We start from the raw sequence: 17,695 nt of genomic DNA on the forward strand, positions 1-17,695 counted from the left end.
CCCGCCGCCGCGCCCCAACCGGCGGGCGCTGCGCGCCGCGACCAGCTCACTCGACCGCGGGGCCTGGCTGCTGGTGCAGCGCTGCGACCTGTGGGACCGGCTCGACGTGGCCACTCACGAGCTGTTGTGCGAGGTGCTCGACCCCCACGGCAGCTTCTTCCGTTGGCTCGACCGCCGCTTCCACGAAGAGGGCCCGCTATCGCCGCAGACCCTGCTCGCCGAGATGCAGGCCGGCGGCGAAGGCCCGGGACTGGCCGAACTGGCACAGCGCATCGGGGCGCTGCACGAGGTGGAGGTCGGCGAGCACGCCGAGGCCGAGCTGCGGGTGGTGGCCGACCGCGTGCGCCTCGATGCGTTGGAGCGCGATCTGGAAAGCCTCACCGCTGCCGAGCCGCTGACCGCAGACATGCTGGACACGATCCGTCGTACCCGCCAGAACGCCGACGAGATCAAGCGCCGCCTCGCGCGCGGGCAGACCACAGCGAGTTCCTGACCCTGCGGCTTTGACGCCCGACCAGGAATCGCCGATAATCGTTGGCTAGTCGTATGCGGCAAGAGTGAGCGCAGCACCTCCGGGCCCCGGCCACCCTCGACAAGGGTTACCAACAGGCCACCTTCCCCCGCCAGGCTGCACCTTCAGGACACTCACGCGAGCTTGCCCGCCAACGCCGATGCCCCGACGGCCCCCTACGGCCCGACGGCTGCCCGACCTGTGTCTGCACGGTGCCTCTCACGGCCATGCGGTGCCAGGGCGGCGCACGGCGCATGGCTTCAGGCACCCGAGACACCCATCCTCCAAGGAATCGCATGACCGCGAAGAAGAGCGCTCCCGCCCCTGCGAGCAAGCCATCGAAGGCCGCCGCGCCGGCGCCGGCCGCCAAGGCCGCAGCCAAGCCGACCGGCAAGGCCGAGACCGACCCGAAGAAGGCCAAGGCAGCTGCCGCTCCTCCGGCCAAGACCTCGGCCAAGACGGCCAAAGCCGCCGCGCCCGAGGCCCCCAAGGGCAAGCCGGGCCGCAAGCCGGCCGCCAAGCAGGCGCTGCCAGTGCTCGACGAGGACCTGGGCGACATCGAGGCCGACCTCGAAGGCGAAGCCAGCGCCGAGGACACCGGTGGCGACAAGCCCAAGGCCAAGCCGCTGCGCATGAAGGTCTCGCGCGCCAAGGAGCGCGCGCTGATGCGCGAATTCGGGCTCGATGAGACGGCGCTGACCGAGGACGAGGTGGCCAAGCGCCGCCAGGAGCTCAAGACGCTCATCAAGATGGGCAAGACGCGCGGTTTCCTGACGCACCAGGAAATCAACGACCACCTGCCCGAAAAGCTGATCGAGGCCGAGATCCTCGAGGCCATCGTGTCGATGCTCAACGACATGGGCATCGCCGTCTACGAGCAGGCACCGGATGCCGCCACGCTGCTGATCGCCGGCGGCTCCACCGCGACGTCGACCGACGAGGAGGCCGAGGAAGAGGCCGAGGCGGCGCTGTCGACCGTCGATTCCGAGTTCGGCCGCACCACCGACCCGGTGCGCATGTACATGCGCGAGATGGGCACGGTGGAACTGCTGACGCGCGAGGGCGAGATCGAGATCGCCAAACGCATCGAGGGCGGGCTGCAGGCGATGATGCTGGCGATCAGCGAATCGCCCACCACGATCGCCGAGATCCTGGTGCTGGCCGACAAGATCCGCGCCGGCGAGATGCAGATCTCCGAGGCGGTCGACGGCTTCGTGTCGAACGAGGAGGCCGACGACTACGTGGCCGAGGAGGACTTCGACGAGTTCGACGAGGAAGACGACGACGACGGCAACGGCGGCTCGAAGGCGCTGACCAAGAAGCTCGAGGAACTGAAGACGCAGGCGCTGGTGCGCTTCGACGAACTGCGCACGCACTTCGACCGCATGCGCAAGGCCTACGAGAAGGAAGGCTACAAGTCGCCCGCCTACAACCGCGCGCAGATGGGCGTGAGCTCCGAGATCATGAGCCTGCGCTTCACGGTCAAGACCATCGAGCGGCTGTGCCAGATCCTGCGCTCGCAGGTCGACGACATCCGCCGCTACGAGCGCGAGCTGCGCAAGATCGTGGTCGACAAGTGCGGCATGCCGCAGGACCACTTCATCAAGACCTTCCCGCCGAACTCGCTGAACCTGAAGTGGGCCGAGAAGGAGATCGCGGCCAACAAGTCGTACAGCGCGGTGATGGCGCGCAACCTGCCGCCGATCCAGGACCTGCAGCAGAAGCTGATCGACCTGCAGAGCCGCGCGGTCGTGCCGATCGACGACCTGAAGCTCATCAACAAGAAGATGAACCAGGGCGAGAAGGCCTCGCGCGACGCAAAGAAGGAGATGATCGAGGCCAACCTGCGCCTGGTGATCTCGATCGCCAAGAAATACACCAACCGCGGCCTGCAGTTCCTCGACCTCATTCAAGAGGGCAACATCGGCCTGATGAAGGCGGTGGACAAGTTTGAATACCGCCGCGGCTACAAGTTCTCGACCTACGCCACGTGGTGGATCCGCCAGGCCATCACGCGCTCGATCGCCGACCAGGCGCGCACCATCCGCATCCCGGTGCACATGATCGAGACGATCAACAAGATGAACCGCCTGTCGCGCCAGCACCTGCAGGAATTCGGCTTCGAGCCGGACGCCCCGACGCTGGCCGAGAAGATGGAGATGCCCGAGGACAAGATCCGCAAGATCATGAAGATCGCCAAGGAGCCGATCTCCATGGAGACGCCGATCGGCGACGACGACGACAGCCACCTGGGCGACTTCATCGAGGACACGAACAACACGGCGCCGATCGAGGCGGCGATGCAGGCCGGCCTGCGCGACGTGGTGAAGGACATCCTCGACTCGCTGACCCCGCGCGAGGCCAAGGTGCTGCGCATGCGCTTCGGCATCGAGATGAGCACGGACCACACGCTGGAGGAAGTGGGCAAGCAGTTCGACGTGACGCGCGAGCGCATCCGCCAGATCGAGGCCAAGGCGATCCGCAAGCTCAAGCACCCGAGCCGGTCCGACAAGCTGCGCACGTACCTGGACAATCTCTGAGCGCGGCCCTGTCCGCCCGAAGCCCGGCCTTGCGCCGGGCTTTTTTCATGCTGGACTTGTTGGGGATGGAGGCGTCCTGCCACGCGGGATAAACTTTGCGTGACATATCTCACGCCGGCTTGATGACTTCACTGCTCCAACGCACCGTTCTGTTTGCCGACCTGCGCGGCAGCACCGGCCTGTTCGAGAAGCTCGGCAACGCCGAGGCGGCGTCGGTCGTGACGCAGAGCGTCGCCCTGATGGCGCAGATCGTCGGCAGTTGCGGCGGCCAGGTCGTCAAGACGCTGGGCGATGGCCTGATGGCGGTGTTCGAGCAGCCGCAAGGTGGCATCGAGGCCGCCGACGAGATGCACGAGTCGCTGGACCGCATCGTCGCCGGCGCACCGCAGAGCGGCACGCGCCGGCAGGCGCTGAAACTGCAGGTCGCCATGGCGCACGGCGAGGTCGTGGAACTCAATGGCGACTGCTTCGGCGACGCCGTGAACGTGGCGGCTCGCCTGCTCGACAGTGCCGGGGACAACGAGACGCTCACCACCCAGCAGGTGCTCGACGGACTGGACGCCGAGCACCGCAGCCGCTTCCGCTCCCTCAGCAAGCTGCAGCTGCGTGGCCGCCAGGAGCCGGTGCAGGTCTACCGACTCGATGCGCGGCGCTTCGGCGAGACCGTGGCCACGCTGTTCGAGGGCTCGGTGCCGATGCCGGCGCCGGACGGTATCCGCCTGGCCTGGCTGGACGTCACCCGGGTGTTCGCCGGCGTCGATCTGCCCGCCGTGCTGGGCCGAAGCCCGCAGGCAACCTACTGCATCGACGACACGCGCGTCTCGCGCTCGCACGCCCGCGTCGAATGGCACGGCGGCACCTTCCAGGTGAGCGACCTCAGCTACAACGGCACCTACGTCCGCTTCGCCGGTCGCGACGAGGTGATCGCGTTGCGCCGCGGCAGCTGCACACTGCACGGCCGCGGCGTGATCTGCCTCGGTGCCTCACCGACCGACCCGACGGCCCCGACCGTCAACTTCGACGTGCTGAGCTTCCAGGACACCGAGCCGCGCTCGACCGACTGAGCTCCTCAGACACCCAATCGGTCGGCCAGTGCGAGCAGATCAGGCCCCTGCCAGCAGCGCACCCCGGGCCTGATGATGTCGCCTTCTCCTCCCTCACCGTCGCGGCGCACCCAGGCGGCCTGCATGCCAGCGTCGAGCGCACCGTGCACGTCGAGCCGCAGATCGTCACCGACGTGCAGCACTTCATTCGGTGCGCAACCCAGACGCTCGCAGGCCGCGGCGAAGATGCGAGGATCGGGCTTGCCGACCCCGAATTCTCTCGCCGCGAGGCTGCCTCGGAACCAGGGTTGCAGCCCGATCCGCGCCAGATCGGCGTTGCCGTTGCTCAGTGCGAACAGCGGCCAGCGCGCAGCCAGCCGCTGCAGCGCCGGCAGCGAATCGGCATAGAGATCGACGCGCTGTCGCTCGGCGAGAAAGACCGAGAACGCGGCGTCGAGCAAGGATTCCGTTTCCCCCGCCGCGACCAGCAGGCGCCGGATGCTCTCGCGCCGCAGGCACTGAGATCGTGCGCCCAGTCAGGTCGCTCGCGCGCCACCGCCTCGCGGTCGGCCCGCATCGCGGCCAGGTCGAACCGCTCGGTGACGCGCGGCGCATGCCGCTGCAGCCAGGCCTGCAAGGCCGATTCGGCGCGCGCGATGGTCGGCCAGATCGGCCACAGCGTGTCGTCCAGATCCAGCGTCAGCGCGCGGAGCTTGCCCGTGTCCAGGTTCATTGCAGATCGCCCCCGGACGCAGTGTGACCGAAGCACGGCGCCATGGGGCCGGCCGCGACCATCGCCGCCTCCGGGCGTGACGCTCCGCTACATTACGTTGCCTCTCCAACCGGTGACCGACCGCTGAATGAAATCGGCCCCAGCGCCCGCCGACGATGCCGAGCGCCTGCGCGTCCTGCATGAACTGCGCCTCCTCGACACCGAGGTAGACCCCGCTTTCGCGGCGATCGCGCGGCTCGCCCAGCAGCACAGCGGCTGGACCGTCGGCGCGATCAGCCTGGTCGCCGCCGACCGCCAGTGGTTCCCCGCGTCGGTCGGCCTCGAGGTTCGCGAGACGCCGCGCAAGGTCGCCTTCTGCGCACACACCGTCCTCGGGAACGATGCGATGGAGGTCGTCGATGCGCAGCGGGACGAACGATTTGCCGACAACCCGCTCGTCGTCGGCGCCCCGCGCCTTCGTGCCTATGCCGCGGTGCCCGTGCAGGTCGACGGCCAACGGATCGGCACCGTCTGTGCGATCGACGCACGACCCGGGCGACTGCCCCCCGATGCCCTGGCCACGCTGCGCGATCTGGCGACGCTGACCAGTGCCTTGCTTCAGGCGCGGCTTCAGGAACAGCGCTCGCGCCTGCAGGAAAGCCGCGTGCGCGGTGCGAGCCGCGCCGGCAGCGACTGGCTCTGGGAGACCGACGAGCACGGCACGATCAGCTGGGTGTCCGACAGCGTGGAAGCCCACACGGGTCATCCTCCCAGTCATGAGGTGGGCCGGTTCGGCCAGGGCATGCACCGCGCGCGCGACGATGAGCATCGCGCTTCCTGGGAGGCCCTGGTGGCCGCACGGGCGCAACGGCGGCCCTTTCGCAACGCCGTCGCCGATCGCGACGCGGCGCACGGCACGATCACGATCGCCACCAGCGGCGACCCGGTCTTCGATGCCACGGGACAGTTCAAGGGCTATCGCGGCGCCGCGCGCAACATCACCGAGGAACTGAACCGGCGCACCCAGGAACAGCGCACCCAGGCGCTGCTGCAGGCGGCCATCGAAGGCGTCGCCGCCGGCGTGATGGTCAGCGACCCCAGCGGCCGCATCGTGCTGAGCAACACCGCCTGGCGCACCGGCATGCAGCGCTTCCTGCCCGAGTGGCCGTCCCACTGGCCGGATCTCGTCCACGCGCTGCTGCGGGCCGGCGCTTATCCCGACGCCAGCGGCCGTGAGGCCGAGTTCGCCGCATGGCGGCTCGGGCTCACGACCGCCGAGGGTCGTCAGCACGAGCTGCGCTTCGGCCAGCAGCACGTGCTGGTGACCGACCAGTTGCTGGCCGATGGCAGCGTCATTCACCTGTCGATCGACATCACGCGGCGGCGCCGCACCGAGCTCGAACTCGCCGAGCAGCAGGCCCGGCTCGGAGCCGTGCTGCGTTCACTGCCCGATCTGTGGTTCGTGATCGATGCCGAAGGCCGCCACGTCGAGTGCAGCGACGAACGGCACCCGAGCCTGCTTCGGCCTTTCGGGGAGTTGCGCGGCAAGCACTTCGCCGAGGCCGTGCCCGAACCGCTGGCGAGCCTGGCCATGCGCTCGATTGCCGAGGCGCTACGCAGCGGCGAAGTGCAGCGAATCGAGTACGAACTGCCGACGCTGGACGGCCGGGTTCGCAACTTCGAAGCCCGCATCTCGCCGATGGGCGACGACCGCGTGCTGTACCTGACGCGCGATCTGACCGAATTGCGCCACCTGGAACGCAATGTCCAATTGATGCAGCGCGCGCTGGAGGCCGAGGCTGCCCTGCCGATGGTGGTCGCCGACGCCACCCAGCCTGATCTGCCGCTGATCTACGCCAACACCGCCTTCGAGCGCCTGAGCGGCCTGCCGCTCGACCAGGTGATCGGTCGCAACTGTCGCTTTCTGCAGGCCGGCGATCGCGACCAGCCCGGACTGACCCGGCTGCGCGAGGCGCTTGCCGCCGAACGCGCGTGTACCGTTACGCTGCGCAACCAGCGCGCCGACGGCACCTCCTTCATCAACGAGCTGCACGTGGCACCGGTACATGACGCGCTGGGCCGCGTGACCCATTACGTCGGCGTGCAGCACGACGTGACGGAGCGCAGCCGCGCCGAGCAGCAGCTCGCGCTCAGCGAGACGCTCTACCGCTCGGTGGCGGCGTCGATCACCGACGGCCTGCTGGTCATCGGGCCGGATCGCCGGATCGTCACCGCGAACCCGTCCGCCTGTACGCTGCTGGGGGCCCGCGCAACGACGCTGGCTGGACAGCGCCTCGGGCGCCTGGGTTACAAGCTGCTGGAGGAAGACGGGCGCCTGGTCGAGCACGACCGGCATCCGGTTCGCGAGGTGCTCTTGAGTGGCCGGAGTGCGCTCGACCGGGTGCATCGGCTGCGACGGCCGGACGGCAGCGAGCGCCTGCTGCGCCTGAACGTGCAGCCGCTGCGCGCCCATCCCGACGACAGCCGGCTTTCCTGCGTGGTGACTTTCCGCGACATCACCGCCCAGCGTGGCGCGGAGGCCGAGTTGGCCCAGGCCGAGGCGCGTTGGAAGTTCGCGCTCGAAGGCGCCGGCGACGGCATCTGGGACTACGACGAAGATACGCAACTGGTCTTCTACTCGCCGCGCTGGAAGGCCATGCTCGGCTACCGCGATGACGAGATCGGCACCTCGACCCGCGAGTGGTCGCGCCGCATCCACCCCGAGGATCGCCCGGGCGTGATCGACGCCATCCGGCGCTACCGCGCCGGCGAGATCACCGAATACCGCACCGAACACCGACTGCGCCACAAGGACGGCCAGTGGATCTGGGTCTACGAGCGCGGCAAGATCGTCGAGCGCCGGGCCGACGGCAGCCCGCGGCGCATCGTCGGCACGCACACCGACGTCACGCGCCAGAAGATGGCCGAACAGGCGTTGCGCGACAAGGCCGCAGCCGAGCTGGCGAGCCAGGCCAAGAGCGCATTCCTCTCGCGCATGAGCCACGAGATGCGTACCCCGCTGAATGCGGTGATCGGCTTCGCGCAGCTGCTGCGCAAGGACGACGCGCCCGGCGGCGCGCGCGTCGCCCAGTTCGGCGACCACATCCTGCAGGCCGGCGAGCACCTGCTGGCGCTGGTGAACGATGTGCTCGACCTGCAGCAGGTCGAGGAGGGCCGGTTGTCGATCCGGCTCGAATCGCTGCCTCTGCGAGCGGCGGTCGACGCGGCACTCGAGTTGATCCGCCCGCAGGCGGCGCAGCGCCGGGTGACGGTGTGCAACCGCATCGAACCGGACCTGTCGGTGCAGGCCGATCCGAAGCGCCTGCGGCAGGTGCTGCTGAACCTGCTGTCCAACGGCGTCAAGTACAACCGGGAGGGCGGCGAACTGCACTGTTCAGCCGTGCTCGACGGCACGATCCCGTACTGCACGCTGCTGATCGAGGACCAAGGCTTCGGCCTGGAGGCGGACGACCTTGCGCGGTTGTTCCAACCGTTCGAGCGCCTGGGCCGCGAGACATCGGCCATCGAGGGCACCGGACTCGGTCTGGTCATCTCGCGTCGGCTCGCCGAGGAGATGAACGGGCGCCTGTCGCTGAGCAGCCGCCCGGGGCACGGCACGCAGGCGCGGCTGGAGCTGCCGCTGCAGGCGCCCGTCGACCCGGCGGGTGATGCCGCGGCGGCGGACCTCGCTCCACCGCTTGCAGCGCCCCCCTCGACCGCCCTGCCGCTGCGCATGCTCTACGTCGAGGACAACCGCATCAACGCCATCCTGTTCGAAGAAGCGATCAAGCTGCGCGGCGGGATCGATCTGCGAATCGCCGAGGATGGCCCGGAAGCGCTGACAATGGCGGACGAATGGCAACCCGACGTGCTGGTCCTCGATGCCCACCTGCCCAGCACCACGGGCTATGACGTGCTGGCCGAGTTGCGCCGCAGGCCGGACTTCGAACGCACACCGGCCTTCATGTGCTCCGCCGACACGATGCCGCAGGATCTGCAACGCGCGACCGACGCCGGATTCGCCGGCTACTGGACCAAACCGATCGACATCGACCGCGTGATGAACGACCTCGACGCCCTGCGCATCGCCGCCCGCTCATGAAGCACGCCCCCGAACCCGGGCACCGTCACGGCGGCGCCGAACGCTGCGCGATCCTGCTCGTCAACCTGGGCACGCCGGACGAACCGAGCGCCCCCGCACTGCGCCGCTACCTCGCCGAATTCCTGAGCGACCCGCGGGTCGTCGAGATCCCGCGCGCGGTGTGGCTGCCCATCCTGCACGGCATCGTGCTGCGGGTGCGACCCGCCAAGTCGGCCGCCAAGTACGCCAGCATCTGGACGGCCGAGGGCTCGCCGCTGAAGGTCTGGACCGAAAAGCAGGCCAAGCTGCTCACCGGCTATCTGGGCGAGCGCGGCCACCCGGTGCTGGTGCGCGCGGCGATGCGCTATGGCCAGCCCTCGGTCGCGACCCAGCTCGACGCGCTGAAGGCCGATGGCGCGACACGCATCCTCGTGCTGCCGCTGTACCCGCAGTACGCCGCCGCCACCACCGCCAGCGTGTTCGACGCCGTCTACGCCTGGGCCGCTCGCACCCGGCGCGTGCCGGAGCTGCGCTTCGTCAACCACTACCACGACGACCCGGGCTACATCCTTGCGCTCGGTCGCTGCATCGAAGACCACTGGATGCGCAACGGCCGCGCCGAGCGGCTGGTGCTCAGCTTCCACGGCGTGCCCGAACGAACGCTGCGCCTCGGTGATCCGTATCACTGCGAGTGCCAGAAGACAGCGCGGTTGCTGACCGAGCGGCTGGCACTGAAGCCCGAGCAGGTGCTGGTGACCTTCCAGAGCCGCTTCGGCAAGGCCAAGTGGCTGGAGCCCTACACCGAGCCGACTTTGGTGCAGCTGGCGCAGCAGGGCATCCGGCGCGTCGACGTGGCCTGCCCCGGCTTCACCTCGGACTGCCTCGAAACGCTGGAAGAGATTGCGCAGGAAGCCCGTGAGGCCTACCTGCATGCCGGTGGCGAGACGTTCCACTACATCCCCTGCCTGAACGATCGGCACGAGTGGATCGCCGCGCTCAGCGACATCGCGATCCGCCACCTGCAAGGCTGGCCGACCCAAACGGCGCCGGATCCGGCGGCCCTGCAGGCCCAGGCTCTTCGGGCCCGCCAACTGGGGGCCCAGGCATGAGCACAACCGGGCCGGGGGTTCGCCTCGACAAATGGCTGTGGGCCGCGCGCTTCTACAAGACGCGCAGTCTCGCCGCCGAGGAGATCGGCAAGCACCGGATCGAGGTCAACGGCGTACCGGCCAAGGCCTCGCGCGAAGTCCGGGTCGGCGACGAACTGCACCTGCGCCAGAACGGTGGCCTGTCGCGTACGGTGATCGTGCGCGGCGTGTCCAGCGTGCGCGGCCCGGCCCCCCAGGCCCAGGCCCTGTACGAGGAGACCGCAGCCAGCCTCGCGCAACGCGAAGCCCGTGCCGAGCAGCTGCGCACCGCGCCCGAGCCCGCCCTCAGCATCGACCAGGGCCGCCCCACCAAGCGCGACCGGCGCCAGCTCGCCGACTGGGACCGCTGGAGCGCCGCGCTGGACAGATAGCGCGGCCGGGGGCTGCAGCCCAGACATCGTCGCCGCACCGGGCGCCGCTGGTGCCTGCCACAGATCAAAATGCCCCTCTTGAAAATACGGACTCCGGCCCAAGCTGTTGTCCGTTCCCGCAGAAGCTCACCCTGAAAATGGAAAAACCTGAAGAAAATCAAGCACCTGGCGCGCCCGAGCCCTCCTTTGCCGCAGACACGCCGGACTTGAACAACGCCGCCGCCGCATCGACGCCCGAGCAGCGCCTGGCCGAACTGGAAGCCAAGCATTCCGAGATGGCCGATGCCTACCTGCGCGCCAAGGCCGAGGCGGAGAACACCCGGCGCCGTGCCGAAGAGGAAATGAGCAAGGCCCGAAAGTTTGCGGTCGAAGGCTTCGCCGACAGCCTGCTGCCCGTGAAGGACAGCCTGGAGGCCGCCCTCGCGATCGAGGGGGCCACCGTCGAGCAGTTGCGCGAGGGCACGCATGCAACGCTGCGCCAACTGGCCACCGCGCTGGAGCGCAACAAGGTGATCGAGATCTCGCCGCCCGCTGGCACCAAGTTCGACCCCCATCAACACCAGGCGATCACGATGGTGCCGGTCGAGCAGGAGGCCAACACCGTGGTGGCCGTGCTGCAGAAGGGTTACCTGATCGCCGACCGCGTGCTGCGCCCGGCGCTCGTCACCGTCGCGGCGCCGAAATAACACCGCACCCTCTTGAATCAGCGGAAGTTATCCACAGCTTCCCAGCAACAGATTTCAGCTTGAAGGAGTTTTGACCATGGCCAAGATCATCGGCATCGACCTGGGGACCACCAACTCGTGCGTCGCCATCATGGAAGGCAATACCACCAAGGTGATCGAGAACAGCGAAGGTGCGCGCACCACGCCGTCGATCATCGCCTACCAGGAGGACGGCGAGGTGCTCGTCGGCGCGTCGGCCAAGCGGCAGGCCGTCACCAACCCGCGCAACACGCTGTACGCGGTGAAGCGCCTGATCGGCCGCAAGTTCACCGAGAAGGAAGTGCAGAAGGACATCGACCTGATGCCCTACACCATCGCCGCGGCCGAAAACGGCGACGCCTGGGTCGAGGTGCGGGGCAACAAGCTCGCGCCGCCGCAGGTGAGCGCCGAGGTGCTGCGCAAGATGAAGAAGACCGCCGAGGACTACCTCGGCGAGACGGTGACCGAGGCCGTGATCACGGTGCCGGCCTACTTCAACGACGCACAGCGCCAGGCCACCAAGGACGCCGGCCGCATCGCCGGTCTGGACGTCAAGCGCATCATCAACGAGCCGACCGCGGCCGCGCTGGCCTTCGGCCTGGACAAGCACAACGACGGCAAGGGCGGCGACCGCAAGATCGCCGTGTACGACCTCGGCGGCGGCACCTTCGACATTTCGATCATCGAGATCGCCGATGTCGACGGCGAGATGCAGTTCGAGGTGCTGTCGACCAACGGCGACACCTTCCTCGGCGGCGAGGACTTCGACCAGCGCGTCATCGACTACATCATCGCCGAGTTCAAGAAGGAGCAAGGCGTCGACCTGAGCAAGGACGTGCTCGCGCTGCAGCGGCTGAAGGAAGCTGCCGAGAAAGCCAAGATCGAGCTCTCCAACAGCACGCAGACCGACATCAACCTGCCCTACGTGACGGCCGATGCCAGCGGCCCGAAGCACCTGAACATCAAGCTCACGCGCGCCAAGCTCGAGGCGCTGGTCGAGGAACTGATCGAACGCACGATCGCGCCCTGCCGCACCGCCATCAAGGACGCCGGGGTCTCCACCAGCCAGATCAACGACGTGATCCTGGTCGGCGGCATGACCCGCATGCCCAAGGTGCAGGAGAAGGTCAAGGAGTTCTTCGGCCAGGAGCCGCGCAAGGACGTGAACCCGGACGAGGCGGTGGCGGTCGGTGCCGCCATCCAGGGCCAGGTGCTGGCCGGTGACCGCAAGGACGTGCTGCTGCTCGACGTGACCCCGCTGTCGCTCGGCATCGAGACGCTCGGCGGCGTGATGACGAAGATGATCACGAAGAACACCACCATCCCGACCAAGTTCGCGCAGACCTTCAGCACCGCTGACGACAACCAGCCGGCGGTGACGATCAAGGTGTTCCAGGGCGAGCGCGAGCTGGCCTCGGGCAACAAGATGCTGGGCGAGTTCAACCTCGAGGGCATCGCGCCGGCGCCGCGCGGCATGCCGCAGATCGAGGTGAGCTTCGACATCGACGCCAACGGCATCCTGCACGTCGGCGCCAAGGACAAGGGCACCGGCAAGGAAAACAAGATCACCATCAAGGCGAACTCCGGCCTCAGCGAGGAAGAGATCCAGAAGATGGTGAAGGACGCCGAGCTCAATGCGGCCGAGGACAAGAAGAAGCTCGAGCTCGTGCAGGCGCGCAACCAGGCCGACGCATGGTGCACAGCGTGAAGAAGAGCCTTGCCGAGCATGGCGACAAGCTCGACGCCGGCGAGAAGGAGAAGATCGAGTCCGCGCTGAAGGACGCCGAGACCGCGCTCAAGGGCGAGGACAAGGCCGAGATCGAGGCCAAGACCGAGGCGCTGATGTCCGCGAGCCAGAAGCTCGGCGAGAAGGTCTATGCCGACATGCAGGCGGCTCAGGCCGCGGCCGGTGCGGCAGCGGGCGGCGGCGAAGCACCGGCGGCCGAGGCGACCGCATCGAAGCCGGCCGACGACAACGTCGTCGATGCCGAGTTCAAGGAAGTCAAGGACCAGAAGTAAGACGAGCCCACCCCGGTGAGCCTCCCCCGTGAGCCGTCGGCGGCGCACGGGGGCTTTGCACATTAAGAAGGCAGCCCTCATGGCGAAGCGTGACTACTACGAGACCCTCGGCGTCGCCAAGAACGCCAGCGAAGAAGACATCAAGAAGCCTACCGCAAGCTGGCCATGAAGCACCACCCCGATCGCAACCAGGGCGACGGGGCGAAGAAGGCCGAGGAGAGCTTCAAGGAGGCCAAGGAGGCCTACGAGATGCTGTCCGACGCGCAGAAGCGGGCCGCCTACGACCAGTACGGCCACGCCGGCGTTGACCCGAACATGGGCGGCCGAGGCGCAGGCGGTCCCGAAGCCTACGGCGGTTTCGCCGAGGCCTTCGGTGACATCTTCGGCGACATCTTCGGCCAGAACGGCCAGCGTCGCGGTCCGGGCGGCCAGCAGGTCTACCGCGGCAACGACCTCAGCTACGCGATGGAGATCACGCTCGAGGAAGCGGCGCGCGGCAAGGACACGCAGATCCGCATCCCGAGCTGGGACAGTTGCAGCACCTGCGACGGCACCGGCGCCAAGCCCGGCACCAGCGCGAAGACCTGCCCCACCTGCAGCGGCTCCGGCCAGGTGCATCTGCGCCAGGGCTTCTTCAGCATCCAGCAGACCTGCCCCAGCTGCCACGGCACCGGCAAGATCATTCCCGAGCCCTGCACGGCCTGCAACGGCGCCGGCCGCATCAAGAGCAACAAGACGCTGGAGGTCAAGATCCCGGCCGGCATCAACGAGGGCATGCGCATCCGCTCGGCCGGCAATGGCGAGCCCGGCACCAACGGCGGCCCGGCGGGCGACCTGTACATCGAGATCCGCATCAAGGCGCACGACATCTTCGAGCGCGACGGCGACGACCTGCACTGCACGATCCCGATCGGCATCGCGACGGCGACGCTGGGTGGCGCGATCGAGGTGCCGACGCTGGGCGGCAAGGCCGAGATCGAGTTGCCCGAAGGCACACAGCATGGCAAGACCTTCCGGCTGCGCGGCAAGGGCATCAAGGGCGTGCGGTCCAGCTACCCGGGCGACCTGTACTGCCACGTGGCGGTCGAGACCCCGATCAAGCTGACGGAACACCAACGCAAGCTGCTGAGGGAACTTGACGAGAGCCTGAAGAAGGGCGGCGAGCGCCACTCGCCGAATGCCAAGAGCTGGACCGACCGGGTCAAGGACCTGTTCAAGTGACCGAGAGCGGCCGGGCCTTCCCCGGCCGCCGCGCGGTGCCACGGCCTTAAGGCCCCGCTAATGCGGCGCCGGCACAGTCAGCCGGATGCTGTTGCCCCATTCGCTGACCCGCGCCCCTTTCCTGCTCCGCCGGCGCAACGCCCCCGACACCGAGACCCACGCGGCACCGCCCCATAGCCCGCTGGCGCTGGCCTGGTGGATCGCGTTGTGGATCGCCGGCCCGGCCAACTGGCCCCTCTGGAAAGCCTTCGCGGGCCTGCCCGATGTCACCGGCACGCGCGGTCTGCTGTTCGGCATCGGATTCGGGCTGATGATCGCCGCAGCGACGGCCGCGTTGCTGAGCCTGCTGGCGTGGCGACCGACCTTCAAGCCAGCCCTCACCGTGGTGCTGCTGACGGCGGCGGTGAGCGCACATTTCATGGGCAGCTACGGCGTCGTCATCGACCCCACGATGATCCTCAATGTGCTGGGCACCGACGTGCGCGAGACGCGCGACCTGCTCAGTCTGCGGTTGCTGGAGTCCCTGTTGCTGCTGGCCGCGCTGCCACTGTGGTGGCTGTGGCGTCGGCCCGTCGACTACCAGCGCGGGGCGGTGCGGGCGATCCGCAATCTGGCGAGCCTGGCAGGCGCGCTGGTGGTGCTGGCGGCGATGACGCTGCTGTGTTTCCAGGACCTGTCGGGGACGATGCGCAATCACAAGGAGCTCCGCTACCTGGTCAATCCGCTCAACGGCTTCTATTCGGTCGGCCGCGTCGCCTACGCGAAGCAGGCCAGGCCGGCCGGGCCGCCGATGCCGATCGGCCTCGATGCCCGCCCGCTGCCACCGCTGGCCGGCCAGCGCACGCCGCTGCTGCTGCTGGTGGTCGGTGAGACCGCCCGCGCCGACCACTTCGCACTGAACGGCTATCCGCGCGACACCGACCCGGAACTGCGCGCACTCGACGTGCTGAGCTTCCGCAACGTCACGTCCTGCGGCACCAACACGGCGGCGTCCCTGCCCTGCATGGTGTCGCACCTCGGCCGCACGGCCCACGAGGCGCGCTCGCACAACTACGAGAACCTGCTCGACCTTCTGCAGCACGCCGGTCTCGCGGTGCTGTGGATCGAGAACCAGGCGGGCTGCAAGGAGGTGTGTGATCGCGTACCGCACACCCGCCCCGAGCAGCCGGCACCGGGCGCGACACCGCCCGACGACCGCCTGTGCCCGAACGGAGAATGCCTGGACGAGGCGATGCTGCACGGACTCGATGCCCGCCTTGCCGCGCTGCCGGCGACCCAGCGCGCGCACGGCGTGGTGCTGGTGATCCATCAGATGGGCAGCCATGGTCCGGCGTACTCGCAACGCTCGCCGGCCGATCGCAAGCGCTTCACACCCGAGTGCACGAGCACCGTGCTGCAGCAGTGCGACCACCAGAGGCTCGTCAATGCCTACGACAACTCGATCGCCTACACCGATCACGTGCTGGCGCAATCGGTGCGCTGGCTCCGGCAGCAGACCGCCAGCTACGACCCGGCGATGCTCTACCTGTCGGACCACGGCGAGTCGCTGGGCGAGAACAATCTCTACCTGCACGGCCTGCCCTACGCAATCGCGCCGCGCGAGCAGAAGCACGTGCCGATGATCGCCTGGCTGCCACCGCAGCGGCTGCAGGCCGACCGGCTCGACCTGGGCTGCCTGCGCGGCCGGCTCGACACCTCCTTGAGCCACGACAACCTGTTCCACACCGTGCTGGGTCTGGCGCGCGTGCGGGCTGGCGAGTATCAGCCCGCGCTCGACGCGCTGGCCCCCTGCCGTGCCGCGTCCTGATGTCGCGCGCCTGTCGGGCGCGCAACGTGACCTGTTGCTCGCGCTGGCCGGGCTGGCGCTGTTGATGCTCTGGGACAGCAGCGGCCTCGACATGGTGTTGCTGCGGCAGGTCGGCGATGCCGACGGATTCGCCTGGCGCAACCACTGGCTGACCGCAGGGCTGCTGCACCAGGGCGGTCGCTGGCTCAGCGTGGCGCTGTTCGTGCTCACGGTCGCGATCACGCTGCGCCCCTTCGGCCCCTGGCGCGGCGCTATGCCACGCGAGCGCGTGTGGGCCCTGGGCATCACGATCGCCTGCCTGGTGCTGATCCCGCTGCTCAAGCGCCACAGCCTGACCAGTTGTCCCTGGGAGCTGCAGGAGTTCGGCGGCGTGGCGCGCTACGTCTCGCACTGGCGCTTCGGCATCGGCGACGGCGGCCCGGGCCGCTGCTTCCCCTCGGGCCATGCCTCCGGCGCGTTCTCCTTCCTGGCACTGGCCGTCCTGCTGCGCACACGGCGCCCCGCGGCGGCGCGTGCCGTGCTGATCGCGCTGTGCACGGTCGGCGCCGTGTTCGGCCTCGCGCAGATGGCGCGCGGCGCGCACTACCTGAGCCACACGCTCTACACCGCGTGGCTGTGCGCCAGTCTGACCGCGTTGTCGTGGCAGGCGCTGCAGCGGCCGGCACCGCGGGCACTGCCGCTGCCGCACCACCGGCCAGCGGACTGAGCCGGCGCCTTCAGCCCATCGCCCGGGTCACGAAGCGATAGCCGACGCCGGTCTCCGTGAGCAGGTACTCCGGCCGCGCCGGGTCGACCTCCAGCTTGCGCCGCAACTGGCTCATGTAGATGCGCAGGTAGTGGCTGTGCTCCACCGCGTTCGGGCCCCAGACCTCGCGCAGCAGCTGCCGGTGCGTCAGCACCTTGCCGGTGTTGGCGATCAGCAGCGTGAGCAACCGGTACTCGATCGGCGTCAGGTGCACCGGTTCGCCGTCGCGTGCCACGACGCGTGACGCAAGGTCGACATCGACTGCGCCGAAGCGAACGTGCACGGCCCCGGTGTCCGAGACGCCTTGCGCGCGCCGCCGCGCCACCCGCACGCGCGCCAGCAGTTCGCCGACGCCGAAGGGCTTGGTCAGGTAGTCGTCGGCGCCGGCATCGAGCGCGGCGATCTTGTCGGCCTCGTCGGCGCGTGCCGACAGCACGATCACCGGCACCTGCGACCAGGCCCGCAGGTCATGCAGATAGCCGACCCCGTCACCGTCGGGCATGCCGAGGTCGAGCACGATCAGGTCCGGCCGCCGCGTGCCGGCCTCGACCAGTCCCTGCCTGAGGGTCGCCGCATCGAACACCAGCCAACCCTCGCCCTCCAGCGCGATGCGCACGAAGCGGCGGATCTGCGGCTCGTCCTCGACGATGATCGCGATGGGCGCGGGATCGCTCATGGCACGGCACCGTCGAGTGCGGCATCCACCGTCACGGCCTCGGGCTGCGGCAGCGCCGGTGGCGTGCCGAGCGGCAGGCTGAAGCCGAAGCTCGCGCCCGGCCGCTCGGGCGGGCCG

At 68.8% G+C, this 17,695-nt stretch carries 10 protein-coding genes and 3 pseudogenes; 11 read left to right on the top strand and 2 right to left on the bottom strand.

Going from position 1 to position 17,695, the window contains the following annotated elements:
* From Y694_RS24880 to Y694_RS13385, 3 genes and pseudogenes are all read left to right on the top strand, one after another.
* Positions 1-493: pseudogene (locus Y694_RS24880) on the top strand (DNA primase); the annotation flags it as partial.
* A gap of 314 nt (positions 494-807) precedes the next feature.
* On the top strand, positions 808-3,051 hold the full coding sequence (gene rpoD, locus Y694_RS13380; RefSeq protein WP_036233241.1) for an RNA polymerase sigma factor RpoD: 2,244 nt from the start codon (positions 808-810) through the stop codon (positions 3,049-3,051).
* Positions 3,052-3,173: 122 nt separating this feature from the next.
* Positions 3,174-4,115: an adenylate/guanylate cyclase domain-containing protein gene (locus Y694_RS13385; RefSeq protein ID WP_011830080.1), complete on the top strand. Its 942-nt coding sequence runs from the start codon at positions 3,174-3,176 to the stop codon at positions 4,113-4,115.
* 5 nt (positions 4,116-4,120) lie between these two features.
* Here the strand turns inward: Y694_RS13385 and Y694_RS25895 are convergent, their stop codons facing one another.
* Positions 4,121-4,555, bottom strand: a complete 435-nt coding sequence (locus Y694_RS25895; RefSeq protein WP_231497687.1) for an HAD family hydrolase — start codon at positions 4,553-4,555, stop codon at positions 4,121-4,123.
* A gap of 399 nt (positions 4,556-4,954) precedes the next feature.
* Here Y694_RS25895 and Y694_RS22615 point away from each other — a divergent pair, with 399 nt between their 5' ends.
* The 8 genes and pseudogenes from Y694_RS22615 to Y694_RS13430 all read left to right on the top strand — a co-directional run bounded on the left by Y694_RS22615 (position 4,955) and on the right by Y694_RS13430 (position 16,863).
* A complete protein-coding gene (locus tag Y694_RS22615; RefSeq protein ID WP_051495773.1) occupies positions 4,955-8,908 on the top strand; it encodes a PAS domain S-box protein in 3,954 nt (1,317 codons plus the stop codon).
* A complete protein-coding gene (gene hemH / locus Y694_RS13400; RefSeq protein ID WP_036233242.1) occupies positions 8,905-9,996 on the top strand; it encodes a ferrochelatase in 1,092 nt (363 codons plus the stop codon). The genes Y694_RS22615 and hemH overlap by 4 nt, the downstream gene beginning before the upstream one ends.
* On the top strand, positions 9,993-10,406 hold the full coding sequence (locus Y694_RS13405) for an RNA-binding S4 domain-containing protein (protein ID WP_011830084.1): 414 nt from the start codon (positions 9,993-9,995) through the stop codon (positions 10,404-10,406). The genes hemH and Y694_RS13405 overlap by 4 nt, the downstream gene beginning before the upstream one ends.
* 137 nt (positions 10,407-10,543) lie before the next feature.
* The gene (grpE, locus tag Y694_RS13410; protein ID WP_011830085.1) at positions 10,544-11,092 is read left to right on the top strand and encodes a nucleotide exchange factor GrpE; all 549 of its coding nucleotides are present in this window, start codon (positions 10,544-10,546) and stop codon (positions 11,090-11,092) included.
* 76 nt (positions 11,093-11,168) lie between these two features.
* A pseudogene (gene dnaK / locus Y694_RS13415) lies at positions 11,169-13,129 on the top strand (molecular chaperone DnaK).
* A 79-nt stretch (positions 13,130-13,208) separates the two neighbouring features.
* Positions 13,209-14,350 (top strand): annotated as a pseudogene (dnaJ, locus tag Y694_RS13420) (molecular chaperone DnaJ).
* 85 nt (positions 14,351-14,435) lie between these two features.
* Positions 14,436-16,157, top strand: coding sequence for a phosphoethanolamine transferase (locus Y694_RS13425; protein ID WP_036233244.1), 1,722 nt, complete (start codon positions 14,436-14,438; stop codon positions 16,155-16,157).
* Positions 16,144-16,863: a phosphatase PAP2 family protein gene (locus tag Y694_RS13430; RefSeq protein WP_051495774.1), complete on the top strand. Its 720-nt coding sequence runs from the start codon at positions 16,144-16,146 to the stop codon at positions 16,861-16,863. Before Y694_RS13425 ends, Y694_RS13430 begins: the two co-directional genes overlap by 14 nt.
* 10 nt (positions 16,864-16,873) lie before the next feature.
* Here Y694_RS13430 and kdpE read toward each other — a convergent pair whose 3' ends face one another.
* The gene (kdpE, locus tag Y694_RS13435; RefSeq protein ID WP_036233245.1) at positions 16,874-17,578 is read right to left on the bottom strand and encodes a two-component system response regulator KdpE; all 705 of its coding nucleotides are present in this window, start codon (positions 17,576-17,578) and stop codon (positions 16,874-16,876) included.
* Between the last annotated feature and the right edge of the window lie 117 nt (positions 17,579-17,695).

The organism is Methylibium sp. T29-B (assembly GCF_000576225.1).
In the GTDB taxonomy this organism is placed as follows: Bacteria; Pseudomonadota; Gammaproteobacteria; order Burkholderiales; family Burkholderiaceae_C; genus Methylibium; species Methylibium petroleiphilum.

Coding starts and splice junctions, on each gene's coding strand:
- rpoD (WP_036233241.1), top strand. CDS start 808: ATGACCGCGAAGAAGAGCGCTCCCGCCCCTGCGAGCAAGCCATCGAAG.
- Y694_RS13385 (WP_011830080.1), top strand. CDS start 3,174: ATGACTTCACTGCTCCAACGCACCGTTCTGTTTGCCGACCTGCGCGGC.
- Y694_RS22615 (WP_051495773.1), top strand. CDS start 4,955: ATGAAATCGGCCCCAGCGCCCGCCGACGATGCCGAGCGCCTGCGCGTC.
- hemH (WP_036233242.1), top strand. CDS start 8,905: ATGAAGCACGCCCCCGAACCCGGGCACCGTCACGGCGGCGCCGAACGC.
- Y694_RS13405 (WP_011830084.1), top strand. CDS start 9,993: ATGAGCACAACCGGGCCGGGGGTTCGCCTCGACAAATGGCTGTGGGCC.
- grpE (WP_011830085.1), top strand. CDS start 10,544: ATGGAAAAACCTGAAGAAAATCAAGCACCTGGCGCGCCCGAGCCCTCC.
- Y694_RS13425 (WP_036233244.1), top strand. CDS start 14,436: ATGCTGTTGCCCCATTCGCTGACCCGCGCCCCTTTCCTGCTCCGCCGG.
- kdpE (WP_036233245.1), bottom strand. CDS start 17,578: ATGAGCGATCCCGCGCCCATCGCGATCATCGTCGAGGACGAGCCGCAG.